Below are 16911 nucleotides of genomic sequence, written 5' to 3'. Positions count from 1 at the left end.
CGCTGTGTCCCACCGGACACGCGCCTGCACAACTTTGCGGCCCGAGCCTTCAGAAATGGGCCGGCGCCGGCGCTCCATGCCTAAGCGGATTCCCCACCAGCATCAATCCCTCACCTGCACTAATCCCCCGATGGCGGCCATCCCAACGGTCCCGTTGTCCCTTTTCCTCCACCCCACTCACCTCGGAGGTTCCACATGACCACCCGCGTTCGAATCGCGGCTTTCAGCCTCGCACTGGCGGTAGGCTTGGCCCTGCCAGCCAAGGCGCAATCGTTTCCCGACATTTCATTCAAAATCCGGGCGGGCAACCTCTCCGGCCCGGTGTCGAAGGATTCCCTCGGCAACCGCACCACCGGCTTCGGCGTGGAGGCGGCCTTCCCCCTGAGCAAGGGGCGTTTGACCACCGAAATCACCTACGACGTGTTCAACGGCTACCGCCGGGACACCACGCAGTACGGATCGGCGTTCTACGCCGCGAACCAGGATCCCTGGAACCCCACCGGCATCACCCGAACCTACTCGGATGGGACCAACTCCTTCCCCGTCGTCATCGGTCCGGAAATGTCCCTCCAGGGCGAATCCATGACCTTCAAGGGTTTCGGGCTGAAGGTGGGCTACCAGGCCCCCCTTCCCTTCTCCTGGGCCGAGGGCTGGGACTGGCAGGCGGGCCTCAGTCTCGACTACCGCCAGACCCACCACGAAATCTTCATGACGCTGACACCGGGGTACTACGACTCGACCCACACATTCCAGGTCATTCCCCGCACAAGCGGCTATGGCGACTGGTACTACTACGAGGGCGCGAACTACTCCAAGGACGTAAAGAAGGTCCAGCCTGGCGCCTATGCCGGCGTGAGCAGGACTTTCTCGGACATCTTCCGCCTGGAGCTGAACCTCCGCGAAACCACGTTCAACGGCATCTACTACCACCCCTTCTCCACGACCGGCGCGGCGCCCAGGTACAGCGAGTCCACCAAAAATGGACTGGTGCTTGAAGTCGCCTTGGGCGTCCGGCTCTGACCCGCGGCCACCCGGCTCCCACTCAAGGAGACATCCCCATGCGCCCATTCTCTCGCTTCTCAACCCTCACCCTCATCCTGGCCGGGGTCACTTCCCTCATGGCACAGGAAACCGTCGGCACCCTCGTCGGCACCATCACGGATCGGAAATCGGGTAAACCGATCCAAGGCGCCCGCCTCGTCTTGAAATCCCCCAAGATCCTGACCGACAGGACGGTAATCACCGATGGCGAAGGGGGTTACCGCATCCCCCTCTTGCCAAACGGCGAGTATTCCCTGTCCTTCTCGAAGGATGGGTACGTATCCGGCAGCACCAAATGTTTTGTGAGCCCCGGACAGACCGTCCGCCAGAACATGCGCGTGGACGTCCTGGACACCACCGTACAGCAAGCCGTGGTCGAGGTCGTTTCGCTTGCTTCACAGGTCGACAAGACAGAGACGGTCACCCAGTCGGTCTACCCCATGGAAGCGCTCACGACACTGATGCCCGCCTCGGACTTGCTCTCTATCACCTCCATCGCTCCAGGCATCACAACGGATAGCAACGACAAGGGGACCACCGTCCACATTCGCGGCGGCAACACTGTGGGCGGCAAATTCCTCGTGAATGGCATGTCCGCAGGTGACGCCGGCTGGGGAAATTTCAAGGGCGACCAGCTCATGGTCACGGACATGATCGAATCCGTGTCGCTCATCCAATCGCCTCTCAATGCACGCTACGGCAACACCGAAAGCGGCATGGTCTCGTACGTCACCACCCGCGGCACCAACGAATTCAAGGGCACCTTGCGTGCCAGCTACGGCCGATCGACCCTCGGGGCGACGGCCGATCCCGGCTATCCCGGACGTCAGGTCTCCAGATTCGGTTCCGACTGGAACACCCACCAAATCACTCCGGGTGATGACGCCATCAATCGAACCTATGAAGCCACGGTGAGCGGACCGCTCTGGAAGGACCACATCACCTTCGCCTGGGGCGGCCGATTCAAGCCCAACGTGAGCAGCAGCAATTACGTCCCCCGATGGTGGTCCGATTATAACGGCGGCAGCAACGCCATCAGCCACGACTACGCCAACTCCACCGACGGCACTTTGTTCGTGACTCCGGGCGGCGCACAGATCCGCAGGGCGAATCTATGGGACCAGGGGAAGACTTACCAAACCAGCCAAGAGGACACCTTCAACCAGTATTCCCTGTTCTACCAGATCACCCAGGATCAAACCCTGGAGTGGTCCTACTCTCAGGCTCGAAGCGCCACCACGGACATGTACAACCGGGACTGGAATGCCTCCATCAGTCCAGGCCTTTACGGCAACACCGGCGAGGCTAATCGCGTCTGGAACCTTGGCTACAAGGGTGTCTTCGGCACCCACCTCGTGGAAGCCCGCCTAGCCAGACACACCAGCGAAACGATCGTTCCTCCCAGCAGCGGATACCTGGTCACCTCCGGTTCGAACCGCACCTGGGAGAACGGCCACTATTCCGATGGGGCCAGCGGCATTCCCGGCGCCTTCCTCCACCCCGGCAGCCCCACTGCCACGGGAGCCTGGTATCCCTACACCAATCTCCTCCAGGCCCGCCACATGCAGGGCTGGACGCGGGATGAAGCCGTGATGGGCAGCCCCTACGACCAGGGGGACAAGAAGTCCAACACGACCTTCTACGTCAACGTGCAGTCGCTCCTCGGAGACCATCAGATCGACTGGGGCGTGAACTACGAGCGCACCGACTGGGATACCTCCACCGGGGCAGCCCCCAGGCAGTTCTACACCCCGGGCGGCCAGATCTCTCCAAACCTCACCGCAGCCGACATCCTCTACCCGACAGGCTACACGGGGCCCCAACCACTTGACCCCTCCGCCTACGCCGGCAAATGGGTCATGTGGTCCGCCCACGCCAACCTCACCACCCTATGGCCCGGCACCACCGATGCCGTCTCCGCGAGCCGTCCCTACGCCTATCAGTGGTATCAGGTCGCCAGCATGCGGAACTTCATGGGTCCCGACAGCGGCAGCTTCAACCAGCCCACCACAAGTCTCTATGTCAACGATCGCTGGGCCTTGAATTCCAAATTCTCCATCATGGGCGGCGTCCGCTACGATCGCTTCAAACTGGGCGACGACACGGGCAGCGTCCTCTCCTACAGCATCCTGACCCCGCGCTTCGAAATGAAATGGGATCTCGGGGGTGATCAGAAGCGACTCTTCAGCTACTCCTTCGGCCGCTTCCACAACCGCATCCCCGCGGCCATGTACATGGCCTTCGTCCACCGCCGCAAACCTTATGTCGCCAACTACAGCTGGGATCCCACCACCAACGGCCAGCCCTATGACGGCACCAACCTGGCCAACGGCGGATTCACCCTGGCCACCACCTCGCAGCTGCTGGATCCATCCAACTACACCTACTTCCGCAGCCTCTGGTCGCCCGATTTCATCAAGCTCGATCCCAATTTCAAGGCCGAATATTCGGACGAGCACAGCATTTCCTTCCGCCGCGCCTACGAGAACGGATCGAGCATCCGGTTCACGTTGGTGCGAAGGGACTGGAAGAACAACTACCAGTGGCTGGCCGATCCCTACCAGTACTCCGTCAACAACGCCTACACCAACGGAACCACAGTCAGCAGCTACCGGAACCTCCTGGCCAATGATCCCGGCCTCTACCACGACTACACCTCGGCGGAACTCGAGTGGGACTTCAGGCTTACCAAGGATCTGACCTTTGGCGGCAACTACGTCTACAGCCGCAACCATCAGAACCTCCAGTACTGGTCTGCCCAGTCCAACCTGCGCGTGGATAACATCGGCACCAACCACTGGGTCTGGGGCCTGAGGTGGGAGGACCTCTGGAAGCGCTTCGGCTACAACACCGAGGACATCACCGAGCCCAGCGTCACCACGAACCAGGTCACCAATTTCTGGTTCTCTTACGACCTCAGCCACGGTGCGGTGAAATCTTCCGTCGTGCTTCGTGGCAAGTACACCACGGGTAGCACCTACACCCAGCAGGAGCAGTGGAACCTCGATCCCTACTCCGCGGCGTACCAGGCGGTGATGGCCAATGCCCCGGCGAACTACGCCACGACGAACATGATCAATGGCGGGGCGGGCACCTACATCTTCAAGGCGCAGCGCGGCACCTCCGTCGGGGGCTTCCAGTATCCGGATTCCATGGAACTGAACCTCCGCTACAACCTGGAGATTCCCATCGGCCCCCTGGTCCGCTGGTGGCTCGGCGTGGAGGTCTCCAACCCCTTCAACCATGTCTACAGTCAGAACCAGGTGGGAGATACGGGCGCCACCCTCGGCGTCGGCCCGAACATGGCCGACGGAAGCCACCCCGCGAACATGTACGGCAAGAACGGCTACTTCATGGATCCTTCGGCCATGCAATACAAGGGGCCCTATTACGCCGGCATGCCAGGGGGACGCTACTTCACGGTTGAAACCGGAATCAAGTTCTGAGGCCTGAGGAGATCAACATGAAACGAACTGCCATCATGATCGCGGGGTTGGCCCTGGCCGCCGCCGCCACTCCCCTCTTCGCTGAGGGACCGCTCAACCTGTATGTCAAAGGCGGCCTGGTCAGCAGCCAGGGCGATGCCCGCGATATGACCAACAATGGCCACGGCTACACCCTCGAGTTCGGGTACACCGGGGCGCCTGAGTCCTGGAAAGGGCTGCAGTACCGAGTCTATGCGGGCATGGTAACCATGCCGGGGGATGCCGGATTCAAACCCTGGCTCCGGGTGGACCAGGGGAACGGCAGCGAAGTCATCCCCTATTCTGAATACCAGGCCATGAGCGCCAGCCAGCAGAGTTCCATGACCGTCTTCGAGCAGAAGTTCTCGTACGACCTGCGCGGCAACTTCTTCGGCTTCGACATGATCCACCCCTTCACGGTGGGCAGCCAGTCCTTCACGGCCTTCCTGGGCCCCTCCCTCCATCAGTGGTTCGTCACGCGCGTGAACCCCAACGCGACGCAGGGAGATCGGAACTGGCGAGCCGGTTGGCGCTTGGGCCTCGGCTATCCCGTCACCAAGGATGTCGACCTCAACCTGGCCTACGTCTTCACGGAGTGGCGCTCCAAGAATTCCGCCACGATGACCTACGAGAAGGGCGGCAATCCGAGTCGTCCCGCTTACCTGACGCTGACGGCGTCCTACCACTTCTAGATGGCCTCAAAATGACGGGAAGCGCTTCGGTCCTTCCCGTCATTCTTTTCTGATTCGGCCACCCCGGCCGGGCGACAAGGCTGCTCGTGAGATCCCCCTTCTTTGCGCTCCTCTTCGTATTGGCGGCAAGCATTCCGTGGCTGGCGGCCCAGGTTCCAAGCCAGCATCCACGCGTGCCCGCAGCCACTCTGACGGTGGATGCACACCAACCCGGCGCCGCCATCAACCCCGCCATGTGGGGTGTTTTTTTTGAAGACATCAATTTCGCCGCGGACGGAGGCCTCTGGGCCGAGCTGGTGAAGAACCGCTCCTTCGAATTTCCCCATCGCCTCCAAGGCTGGTTCGAGGTGAGAAGGAAGAATGCCCGCGGCACCCTGACCATTCATGAAGATTCACCGGCCATTCCCGAAAATCCCCACTATCTCAGGATCACATCTCAGGCTCCGGGCGAAGGGTATGGAGTCGGAAACGAAGGCTTTCGAGGCATGGGAATTCGAGCGGGGGAGGGTCTTCGCTTTTCCTTCTGGGCCCGCCGTGGCCCCGATGCGTCCGTCGCCCTTCGGGTGGCCCTGCGGGGCGCCGAAAACCGCCTCCTGACCGAGGGAAGCATCCAGGTCGACAAGACCGCCTGGACCCCGTACAGCCTGACCTTGAACCCCACCCTCACCGACCCTGGGAGCCGGCTGGAACTCACGCTGGAACACCCGGGCCAGGTGGACCTGGATGCAGTTTCCCTGATGCCCACCACAGCCACCCACGGCTTCCGCCCCGACCTCATGGGCCTCCTCAGGGACCTGAAGCCCGGTTTCGTGCGCTTCCCCGGGGGCTGCGTCGTGGAAGGCCACGACCTCGCCAACCGTTACCAGTGGAAGCGCACCCTGGGGCCCGCCGATGCCCGCCGTCCCATGCCCAATCGCTGGCTGGACAACATGGCCGGCGAAGGGCGCTTCGCCCCGGACTACCAGCAGTCCTTCCAGCTGGGCTTCTTCGAATTCTTCCAGCTCTGCGCGGATCTTGGCGCCGAGCCCCTGCCCGTGCTCAGCTGTGGCATGGCCTGCCAGTTTGAATCGGGCGAGATGGTGCCAGCCGAAAGCCTGGACCCCTTCATCCAGGATGCCCTCGATCTCATCGAGTTCGCCAACGGCGCGCCCGACAGCCCCTGGGGAAAGGTGCGCGCCCACATGGGCCACGCGGCGCCCTTCGGCCTGAAGTTCCTGGCCGTGGGCAACGAGCAATGGGGCCCCGAATACCTCGACCGCTTCCAGCGCTTCGAGAAGGCCATCCGAGCCCGGTATCCGCAGATCCAGATCATCGGCAGCTCCGGCCCCTGGAGCGGCGGCGCCGATTTCGACACCCTCTGGGCGGGCATGCGGGAACTCCGCGCCGACCTCGTGGACGAGCACTACTACGCGCCGCCGGGCTGGTTTCTCGCCAATGCCCATCGCTACGACCATTATCCCCGCAGCGGGCCGAAGGTGTTCGCCGGCGAATATGCGGCCCACCCCGAACGGCCCGCCCCAGGCACCCCCAGGCCAAACACTTGGGAAGCCGCGATGGCGGAAGCGGCCTTCATGACGGGTCTCGAGCGCAACGCGGACGTGGTGCGCCTGGCCTCGTACGCGCCCCTCTTGGCGAATGTGGACGCCTGGCAGTGGTCGCCCAACCTCATCTGGTTCGACAGCCTACAGGCCGCACCGACCCCCTCTTACTGGGTCCAGCAGACCTTCTCCAGGAACCGCGCCAGCCGCATCCTCCCGGTCCAGCTCGCCATCCCCCCTTCCGCCACGGCCACCGCCGCCCTCTACGCCTCCGCCGCGGTGGATGATGCCACCGGGGAAGTGGTGCTCAAAGTGGTCAACGCCGCCAGGCGTCCCGCGGATCTCGATCTGCGCATCCAAGGCGTGCAAGGCCTGGGCGGAACGGCACGGAAGACCGTGCTGAGCGCCGGGCTGGCCGATGAAAATTCCCTCGGCGCGCCTCCCAAGGCCACCCCCGTGACCAGCGACGTGTCCGTGCCGGGCCCCGCCTTCTCTCAAACCTTCCCCCCCTATTCCCTGACCGTCCTCCGACTCTCTATGAAGCGAGCCCATCCATGAAGGCCATCTTCCCGATCTTCCTGGTCACCCTCCTGGCCTCGGCCCAGGGGGTCCACCCCATCCAGCCCGTCATCGCCGATGTGGCGCGGCCCCTTCCTCTTCAGGATGTTCGTCTCACGGGCGGCCCCCTCAAGCATGCCCAGGATCTGGATGCCGCCTACCTGCTTCGGCTCGAGCCGGATCGCATGCTGGCCAACTTCCGCAAGCGCGCCGGGATGCAGCCCAAGGCCCAACCCTACGGAGGCTGGGATGGGGATGGGAAGAACCTCTCCGGGCACATCCTGGGCCACTACCTGTCTGCCGTCAGCCTCATGAGCAGCGCCACGGGCGACCCGCGGTTCAAGGCACGGGTGGACACCATCCTTTCCGAGCTCAAGGTGGTGCAGGACAAGCAAGGCGATGGCTACCTCGGCGCCCTGGAGCAAGGCAAGGAGCGGTTCCAGGAAGTTGCGCGAGGCGACATCCGCTCCGGCGGCTTCGACCTCAACGGCCTCTGGTCGCCCTGGTACGTCCAGCACAAGATCTTCGCCGGGCTGCGTGATGCCTACCGCTGCACGGGGAACCCGCTGGCCCTGGCCATCGAGATCGAGTTCGCGGGATGGGCCGAGCGCACCCTAGCCGGATTGAACGAGGCCCAGCTCCAGAAAATGCTCAACACGGAATTCGGTGCCATGAACGAAGTGCTGGCGGATCTCTACGCCGATACCGGAGACCGTCGCTGGCTCGATCTTTCATATAAGTTCGAGCACAAAGCCGTACTCGATCCCCTGAAGCGCCACCAGGACAAGCTCAGCGGTCTGCACGGCAACACCCAGGTGCCCAAGCTCATGGGCAACCTGGCCCGCTACGCCTACACCGGCGATCCCGGTGACGGCTATGCGGCCTCCTTCTTCTGGGACCGGGTGGTGCAGCACCACACCTTCGCCACCGGCGGCCACGGCAAGAATGAATACTTCTTCGACGCCGACCGCATGTCCGACAGCGTGGATGGCCGCACCGCCGAGACCTGCAACGTCTACAACATGATCAAGATGGCCCGGAAGCTCTTCGCCCTGCGGCCCGATCCCTATTACGCCGAATTCCACGAGCGGGCCCTGTTCAACCACATCCTGGCCTCCATGGATCCCCAGGACGGCCGCACCTGCTACATGGTGCCCGTGGGACGCGGCGTGCAGCACGAGTACCAGGACATGGAGGAGTCTTTCACCTGCTGCGTGGGATCGGGCATGGAGAGCCATGCCCTGCACGCCTTCGGCATCTACTACGAGGCCGGAGACCGGCTCTGGGTCAACCTCTATGCCCCCTCCACGGCCACCTGGGCCGCCGCGGGCCTGAGCCTGGCCACCACCACCGATCTGCCCATCGGCGATGAGGCCTCCCTCGCCTTCACGTTGAAAAAACCGAAGACGTTCACGCTCAATCTGCGCCGCCCGGCCTGGGCCCACGAAGGGTTCCAGGTCCAGGTCAACGGGCAAGCTGTCGCCTCCCTGGCCAAGGCGGGCGATTACGTGGAAATCACCCGCACCTGGAAGACGGGAGATGTGGTGCACCTGGTCTTGCCCAAGACGCTGCGCCTGGAGCCCCTGCCGGACAATCCGCGCCGCGCCGCCATCCTGTGGGGACCCCTGGTGCTGGCTGGAAACCTGGGGCCCGAGGAAGACTTCGAAACCTGGAAGGAAGGCAGCGTGCCCGTCCTGGTGGCCGCGGAACGCCCCCTGGATCAGTGGCTCAAGCCCGTGGCCGGAAAGCCCGGCCATTTCCGCACCGAAGGCGCGGGCAATCCCCACGAGGTGGATCTGGTGCCCTTCTTCCAGCTGCACCGCCGTTCCTATGCGGTCTATTTCGATCTGTTCACGCCCAAGGAATGGCAGGCCCGTTCCGCCGAGTACGCCCAGGCCATGGAGCGGCAGCGCAAGCTCCAGCTCGCCACCGTGGCCTATGCCCAGCCCGGGGAGATGCAGCCGGAGCGCGACTTCAACTTCAAGGGCGAAGGCCTGATCCTCGATGAAATGCGGCGCATCCAGGGCCGTCCCTTCCGGCACTCGAAGCAGTGGTTCTCCTTTGACATGCCCGTGGACGCGGCTCATCCCGCCGCTGTCGTGCTGACCTATTTCCAGGATGAGTGGCGCAAGCGCACCTTCACGATCCAGGTGGACGGCCAGAAGATCGCCGACGAAGTCATCGACCGGGGCGGCGTGCCGCATTTCTTCGATCGCGAATACGCCATTCCCCCTGCGCTGGTCCAGGGCAAGAAAACCGTCACCGTCCGCATCGAAGCCGCCAAGGACAGCGAAACGCCGGCCATCTTCGGCGTCCGCACCATCCGTTCCGATTCCCAGCGCTGACCGCCGAATCCCCCTCGCTCCGGAGTACCGATCATGCCCTTCTCCCTGCCCACCTTCCCTCGCCTATCAGGCAGAGCCTGGGGTACCGCCCTCACGCTCTGCGCCACCTTCGCCCCCGCCGCAGACTATCCGGTCAAGCCCGTACCGTTCACGTCCGTGCGCATCACCGGCGGTTTCTGGCAGCCCCGCCAGGAAGTGAATCGCCGGGTAACCCTGCCCTTCGCCTTCGAGCAGTGCGAAAAAACGGGACGCATCAAGAATTTCGATCAGGCCGCCGAGGTCATGAGGCGGCGCGCGGCCGGTGAGAAGGACTTCCAGATGAAGCCCCTCACGGAATACACCTTCGATGATTCGGATGCCTACAAGAGCATCGAGGGCGCCGCCTACGCCCTCAGCATCCAGCGGGATCCCGCCCTCGAGGCCCTTTGCGACGGCATCATCACGCGCATCGCCGCCGCCCAGGAGCCCGATGGCTACCTCTACACCTGGCGGACCATGCATCCGGATTCCCCCGCCCATCCCTGGATCCATGAAAAGCGCTGGCTCAACGACCCCGACCTCAGCCACGAACTCTACAACCTGGGCCACCTTTACGAAGCTGGCACGGCCTACTTCCAAGCCACGGGCAAGCGGGCCCTGCTGGACGTCTGCCTCAAGAGCGCCGAACTCCTCTGGAAGGATTTCGGCAAGGGTGACCTGAAGATCGCGCCGGGCCACCAGGTGGTGGAGATGGGCCTGGCCAAGCTCTATCGCCAGACAGGAGACGAACGCTGGATCAAGCTGGCCAAGTTCTTCCTGGATGTGCGCGGCCCCGGCGGGGACACCTACGCCCAGATGCACAAGCGCGTGGTGGACCAGGACGAGGCCGTGGGCCACGCCGTGCGGGCGGGCTACATGTACTCGGGCATGGCCGACGTGGCCGCCCTCACCGGCGATCCAAGCTACCTCAAGGCCATCTCGCGGATCTGGGACAACGTGGTGGGGCGCAAGCTCTACCTCACCGGCGGCATCGGCGCCCGGGGCTCAGGCGAGGCCTTCGGCGACGACTACGAATTGCCCCAGCGCGCCTATAACGAGACCTGCGCGGCCATCGCCAACCTCATGTGGAACCACCGCATGTTTCTCATGACCGGCGAATCCCGGTTCATCGATGTGTTCGAGCGGACGCTCTACAACGGCTTCCTCAGCGGCGTCTCCCTCAGCGGCGACCGATTCTTCTATCCCAATCCCCTGGTCTATGACGGCAAGAGCCGGAACAACCACGGATACGCGGGCCGCGCGCCCTGGTTCGGCTGCGCCTGCTGCCCCCCCAATGTCCTGCGCACCCTGGCCGCCCTCTCGGGTTACATGTACGCGACGAAAGAGGATCGCCTCTACGTGAACCTCTTCGCCCAAAGCCAGGCCACGACCGAGGTCGCGGGCACGGCCGTGAGCCTGAACCAGACCACGGACTATCCCTGGTCCGGCCGCATCCGCCTGGGCGTGGACCCCGTGCGGCCGGGCGTGTTCAGCGTCTGCATCCGCATCCCCGGGTGGACTCAAGGCCACCCCCTGCCCAGCGACCTCTACACCTACCGCGATGCGAAGGCCGATGGGTGGCACATTTCGATCAACGGAAAAGCGGTGAAGGCCGAACTGCGCGACGGCTACGCCGTTCTCACGCGTACCTGGCAGAAGGGCGACGCGGTGGAGGTGAACCTGCCCATGCCTGTGCGCACGGTCCTGGGCCATGCCCAGGTGGCGGCGACTCGCGGCCGCATCGCGCTGGAGCGAGGCCCGGTGGTCTACTGCCTGGAGGGCAGCGACAACGGCGGAGATGTCTTCGATGTGACCGTCCCCTCCCTCCAAAAGGTGAAGCCTGTGAGCCGGCCTGAACTCCTGGGTGGAGTGACCGTGCTGGATATCCAGGGCGCCCACCGCGTCTCCCGCCTCAAGGATGGAGGCACCAGCTCGGCGACGGCGTCCCTCACGGCCATTCCCTACTTCGCCTGGGCCAACCGCGGGCCTTCCCCCATGCAGGTCTGGCTTCCCACTTCCGAAAAGGACGTACCCCTGCCACCCAAACCCACCCTGGCTTCGGAAAGCAAGGTCACGGTTTCCTTCGCCCGCGAGGGCATGGGCACCGAGGCCCTGAACGATCAGCTGGTACCCCAGAACGCCACGGATGGCTTCGCGCCCCACTTCGATTTCTGGCCTCACAACGGCGGCGTGGAATGGGTGGATTACCAGTTCAAGGCCCCCGCCACCGTGTCCCATGTTTCAGTCTGCTGGTTCGATGATCAGCCCTCGGGAGGCGGTTGCGCCGTGCCGGAATCCTGGCGCCTGCTGTATCGAACCAAGGATGGTGCCTGGCAGCCCGTGGAGGCGAAGGCGCCTTATGCCACCACACGGAGCGCCGTCCTCACCACAGCCTTCACGCCAGTGACCACATCGGCGCTGCGCCTGGAACTGCGCCTCAGGCCTGGATTGTCCGCAGGCCTCTACGAATGGGCCGTGCAGTAGCGGCTATCTTGGCGATTTCTGATTGGAGATTCGGCGTGAACATCCCCCGGCCCATCCAGGCGGCTCTGCTCGCCCTCGGCACCACTTTTTCCGGCCTGGCTCAAACGCCTCCGGTGGTCATGGCTCCCACAGAAAAAATGTTCATGAAGGTGGATGTCAAATTCCGGGAGAACGCCCGAACCTTCTACCGGAAGGCGCTGGATATCGAAGGCATGCCGGTGCTGGCGGGCGAGGCGGTGGCCGACGAGGCCCTGCAGCGCACCTATGACATCGTCACCCATGTCCTGGCGGGGCGACCCGACATCATCCGGGCCATGTCCGACTTCGGCACCCGGCTGGTGATCATCGGCAAGGATCAGGTCTATACGGATCTTCCCGACTACCGCGACACCCCCGACCCCGCCTTCTGGAACGAGCGGGTGCGCGGTACCGGGGGAGATGACGTCACCAGCTTCGGGGAAGAGAACCTGCTGAACCTCGCCAACGACCGCTACGACGACATGAGCGTGGGCCTCCACGAATTCGCCCACACCATCGATGCCACCCTCACCCGCATGGATCCACGGTGGCAGAAGGAGCTGGAGGCCCTCTATCGACGGGCCGTCGCCCAGGGCCTCTTCCACCACACCTACGCCGGATCCAATGCCACTGAGTACTGGGCGGAGCTGGTGACCATGTACTTCGATTGTGAGCGGGCCAACAACTGGAACCATGGCCCCGTGGTCACCCGTGAGGAGCTGAAGCGTTACCAACCCGAAGCCTACGCCTTCGTCCACCGGACCTTCCGCCTCAGTCCCACCCAGGATTGGCGGCTCCGCCCCCTGCGCCGCCAGCCCTCCGTTTTCCCTCCGCCGCCCGCCTTCGGCGCGGATGCCACGTACACCAAGTTCACCTACGCACGCGAATTCCCGGTGCTGGGCACCGCCAAGGTGAGCGACGCGGCCCTGCTCAAGGCCAACGACACCATCCGTAAACTGTTCGCCTACCGGCACGACATCCTCAAGGTGCTCATCAGCCAAGGCGCACGCCTGGTGGTATTGGGCCGGGGCGAGCGGCTGAGCGACCTGCCGGAGTTCAAGGGGCGTAAAGACACCCTTGATTTCGACGAAGTGCGCTACCTCGATTACACGCCAGAGCTGAAGCTGCTGGTGGTGCCCGAAGAGAACGTGCTCAACCTGCCCGGCGACCCCTTCTCGGGGGAATGCATGACCCTCAGCGTGTTCGCCAAGGCCATGTACCTTGCCGCCGGCCTGAGGCCCATGGACCCAGCCTTCGCCAAGAAGGGCGACAACGTTCAGCAGTACGAGCTGCGGGTGCAGCGCATGGACACTCGCTTTGACCGCCAGGTCCAGGCCGCCTTTTCCCGCGCCGCCAAGAAACGGATCTGGGCTGGCACGCCAGCTGCCCAGGATCGCTTCACCTACTGGACCGCGGGCGTGGTGGCCTATTTCGATGGCTCGGGTGACGGCTTCGCCCCCGTGGGCGCGCACCGGCCCATCACCACTCACGAGGCCCTCAAGGCCCATGATCCCGAACTGTACAAGATCGTGGATACGACCATGGCCTATCACGAACACGTGGACTGGCGCTTCCAGCCCTGCCCTCGTCATCAGGAGTAGTCCATGCCCGCCCTTTCCCGCACCGCCTTGATCATGGCGCTGGGCTGCGCCCTGGCTTCGGGCCAAGCCAAACCCCAGGCCAAGCCCCAAACCCAGACCTGGCCCCACCCCATCCCCGCCCGCGTGAAGGACGGCAGCAACGGGGATCTGTTCGTCATGACCCTCGGCGATGTCCAGACGCCCCTGTCCCAAGGCAGCTACGACCCGACCAAGGACGAGCTCACCTTGTTGGACGGAACCCTGCTGCCGCACTACTACCGCGACACGTTGAAGCTGAAGTTCTTTCGGCCCCTGGATAAATCCATCTTCCCGGTGGCGCCCTCGGGGTTCTGCACCTGGTACTACTACTATCAAAACCTCGATGAAGGAGAGGTGCGGCGCAACACCGATTGGATCGCCCAGAACCTCAAGGATTACGGCGCCCAGATCATCCAGATCGACGATGGCTGGCAGGCCGAGAAGGCCGATGGGGGCCACGGTTCCAGGGATTGGAGCAGCATCGACCGCCACTTCCCCAGCGGCCTGGCCAGCCTGGCGCACTACATCAAAAGCAAGGGCTTCACTCCCGGCCTTTGGATCGCGCCCCACGGCCAGTCCAACGACCAGGTGGTGCAAAGCCTCCCGGGTGTGTTCCTGCGCAAGCCCGATGGCACCAGCCCCTCCGACACGTGGGAAGGCAAGTGGCTGGTGGATCCCTCTTCGGAAGCCTCCCAGGCCTACCTGAAAGACCTCTTTTCCAAATTCACCGCCTGGGGCTACGACTACCTGAAGATCGACGGCCAGCCCATCGTGGTGGACGAGTACGGCAAGACCCAGGCCTTCATGCAGCATCCCGCGGAGCCAGACAAGCTCTACCGCCACACCCTGGATGCCATCCGCTCGGGCATCGGGCCCAAGCGCTACCTCCTGGGCTGCTGGGGCCTGCCCGTGGAGGGTATGGGCCTCATGAACGGCTCTCGCACGGGCGGCGATGTGGTGCTGGGCTGGGAAGGCTTCCTCACGGCCCTGGCCCCCACCCTGCAGTCCTACTACCAGCACAACATCGCCTGGTACACCGATCCCGACGTGATGCTGCTGCGCGCGCCGCTCTCCCTGGATCAGGCCCGCGTCTGGGCTTCGCTCCATGGCCTCACGGGCCAGGCCCTGTTCGCCAGCGACCGCCTTCCCGATCTGTCGCGGGAACGCGTGGACATCCTGCACAAGGTCTTCCCCGCCACCGATATCCGCCCGCTGGATCTCTTCCCCGCCGTGCGGAACAAGCGCATCTGGGATCTCAAGATCCAGCACCTGGGCCGCGGCTACGACGTGGTGGGCGCCTTCAACTTCCGCCAGGACAGGCCCGACCCGCTCTACCTGAACTGGCAGGAACTGGGCCTGCCCGCGAACGGCCCCGTCCATGTCTTCGATTTCTGGAACCAGGAATACCTGGGCGCCTGGGAAGCCGGCCTGGCCCTGGATCTCGCGCCGACGAGCTGCCGTGTGCTCAGCCTCGTGCCCAGCGACGGACAGATCCAGCTGGTATCCACCAACCGCCACCTCACCCAGGGCTGGGTGGATCTGCAGGCGCTGCACCGCACGGGCAGCGGCTTTTCCGGCCGGAGCAAGGTCATCAAGGACGATCCCTACGAGCTGCACTTCGCCTTTCCGCGGGGCCAGAACTTCGAGATCAGCCAGGTTTCGGCCCGCTCATCCTCCGGGGCGCTGCCCGTGCGCATCACCAACCACCAGGGCTGGGCCACCCTCCGCATCGCCTCACCAAGAACGCAGGAGGTCAGCTGGAAGGTGACCTTCAAACCCGCCGGGTTCTACCGCTATCCCACTCAGACCCCGGTGGGATTGCAGGTGGAGCCGAGGGGCCTCGATGGCGTGGATCTGCTGTGGAAGGACCAGTACTACCTCAACGCCGGCTACCAGGTGTACCTGGATGGCCGCCTGCTCGGCCACAGCGGAAGCCCCCATTTTCCCCTGCGTGGGCTGGATCCCGCGCGGAGCTACACGGCCGAGGTACGCAGCGTCTGGGAGGATGGAACGGAGAGCAAGGGACTCAAGAAGGCGGAGCTGACCTTCACCCTCGCCGCCCTGCTGCCCGACACGACCAATCTCGCCCAACTCGACCCCGTGCGAGCCGAGGGCCGCGGCGCCGAGCCCCGCACCTTCTCCGTGGCCACTCGCCACCGGGAGGGCCTGACGGCCCATGCGGGTTCCGAAGTGGAATTCGATCTGAAGGGGCTCTTCAGCACCTTCTCGGCCCAGGCGGCCTTCGATGATTCCGACCGCGGCAAGACCCCCGTGACCTTCGTGGTGCTGGGGGATGGCCGTGAACTTTGGGCCAGCGCAGCCCTGCCCAAAACCGCGGGCCCCAAGCCCTTCAGCCTCGATGTCAGCGGCGTGAAGCGGCTGGTGCTGCGCGCCACCGCCAAGGATGCCGCCCCCGAGGACGACGACTGGCTGAACGCGCCGCACGCGGCCTGGCTGGATCCCGTTCTCATGAAGGCGAGCAAATAAAGGTCTTCGATCTCACCGTTGGAGCTGCCATGGAAAGCACCCGCCGATCCTTCCTCACGTCCTGCACGACGGGCCTCTGCGCCTGCGGCTTTTCGCGCCTGGCCGCTGCCTCGCCGGTGGGGGCCGCTGAAGGAGAGGTCAAGACGGTCAAGGACCCCATGCCCTCCAAGTGGATCGCGGCGCTGCTGCCCCAACTGGAGCGGAACATGGATCGCGGCACGGCGAAGTCGGTTCTGAAGGGCTGCGCCGGGGCCCACTTCGACCACATCGACATGGGTAAGCAGCTCGCGCCATACGTGGGGCGCCTGGACGCATTCCTGGTCTTTCTTTCCGCCGAATGGGGCTGGAAGATCGACCACGACAAGGCCGCGGGCTTCATCGACATCGACGAGGCCAAGTCCTATTGCGTTTGCCCCCTGGTTCACAAGGAAGCAGGGCTGAAATCCACCCTGCTTTGCGACTGCTCCGAAGGTTTCGCCGAGAAGATGTTCTCCGCGGTGGTGGGCAAGCCCGTGAAGGCGGAAGTGGTGGCCTCCATCCAGCGGGGGGCCAAGAGCTGCCGGTATCGAATCACCTTGTGACCACCATCCTAGAGCCTGTTTTCAACGTGGATCACGCGAGTTTTGTTCCCCTTCTTCTTCTCACGA

10 protein-coding genes are annotated in these 16911 nt (G+C 64.1%); 9 read left to right on the top strand and 1 reads right to left on the bottom strand.

What is annotated here, in order from left to right; all coding sequences use genetic code 11:
* The first annotated feature begins 195 nt into the window (after positions 1-195).
* From QSJ34_RS01320 to QSJ34_RS01310, 3 genes are read left to right on the top strand one after another with little or no spacing between them, the layout of a single operon-like run.
* Positions 196-1020, top strand: coding sequence for a hypothetical protein (locus tag QSJ34_RS01320; RefSeq protein WP_285569273.1), 825 nt, complete (start codon positions 196-198; stop codon positions 1018-1020).
* A gap of 38 nt (positions 1021-1058) precedes the next feature.
* A complete protein-coding gene (locus QSJ34_RS01315) occupies positions 1059-4487 on the top strand; it encodes a carboxypeptidase regulatory-like domain-containing protein (RefSeq protein ID WP_285569271.1) in 3429 nt (1142 codons plus the stop codon).
* Between the two features lie 17 nt (positions 4488-4504).
* Positions 4505-5197: a hypothetical protein gene (locus QSJ34_RS01310; protein WP_285569269.1), complete on the top strand. Its 693-nt coding sequence runs from the start codon at positions 4505-4507 to the stop codon at positions 5195-5197.
* Here the strand turns inward: QSJ34_RS01310 and QSJ34_RS01305 are convergent.
* Positions 5194-5583 carry a hypothetical protein gene (locus QSJ34_RS01305; RefSeq protein WP_285569267.1) on the bottom strand — a complete coding sequence of 130 codons (390 nt, stop codon included), beginning with the start codon at positions 5581-5583 and terminating at the stop codon, positions 5194-5196. The two genes, QSJ34_RS01310 and QSJ34_RS01305, sit on opposite strands and share 4 nt — an antisense overlap.
* 99 nt (positions 5584-5682) lie before the next feature.
* Here QSJ34_RS01305 and QSJ34_RS01300 point away from each other — a divergent pair, with 99 nt between their 5' ends.
* Genes QSJ34_RS01300 through QSJ34_RS01275 form a run of 6 tightly spaced genes read left to right on the top strand, consistent with a single transcriptional unit; the run spans position 5683 to position 16845 of the window.
* Positions 5683-7293, top strand: coding sequence for an alpha-L-arabinofuranosidase C-terminal domain-containing protein (locus QSJ34_RS01300; protein WP_285569264.1), 1611 nt, complete (start codon positions 5683-5685; stop codon positions 7291-7293).
* Positions 7290-9638 (top strand): glycoside hydrolase family 127 protein, encoded by a 2349-nt coding sequence (locus QSJ34_RS01295; protein WP_285569262.1) that lies wholly within the window; start codon positions 7290-7292, stop codon positions 9636-9638. Before QSJ34_RS01300 ends, QSJ34_RS01295 begins: the two co-directional genes overlap by 4 nt.
* A gap of 33 nt (positions 9639-9671) precedes the next feature.
* Positions 9672-12140 (top strand): glycoside hydrolase family 127 protein, encoded by a 2469-nt coding sequence (locus tag QSJ34_RS01290; protein WP_285569259.1) that lies wholly within the window; start codon positions 9672-9674, stop codon positions 12138-12140.
* A 35-nt stretch (positions 12141-12175) separates the two neighbouring features.
* Complete coding sequence (locus QSJ34_RS01285; RefSeq protein ID WP_285569256.1) at positions 12176-13759, top strand: hypothetical protein; 1584 nt, start codon at positions 12176-12178, stop codon at positions 13757-13759.
* Positions 13760-13762: 3 nt separating this feature from the next.
* Positions 13763-16264, top strand: coding sequence for an NPCBM/NEW2 domain-containing protein (locus QSJ34_RS01280; RefSeq protein ID WP_285569253.1), 2502 nt, complete (start codon positions 13763-13765; stop codon positions 16262-16264).
* Between the two features lie 29 nt (positions 16265-16293).
* On the top strand, positions 16294-16845 hold the full coding sequence (locus QSJ34_RS01275; RefSeq protein WP_285569251.1) for a DUF6144 family protein: 552 nt from the start codon (positions 16294-16296) through the stop codon (positions 16843-16845).
* Positions 16846-16911 lie beyond the last annotated feature (66 nt).

It is taken from the genome of Geothrix limicola, from assembly GCF_030268085.1.
Classification (GTDB): domain Bacteria; phylum Acidobacteriota; class Holophagae; order Holophagales; family Holophagaceae; genus Geothrix; species Geothrix limicola.
The sequence above is the reverse complement of the archived record's forward strand: the minus strand, read 5'-3'. Positions and strand labels throughout refer to the sequence as shown.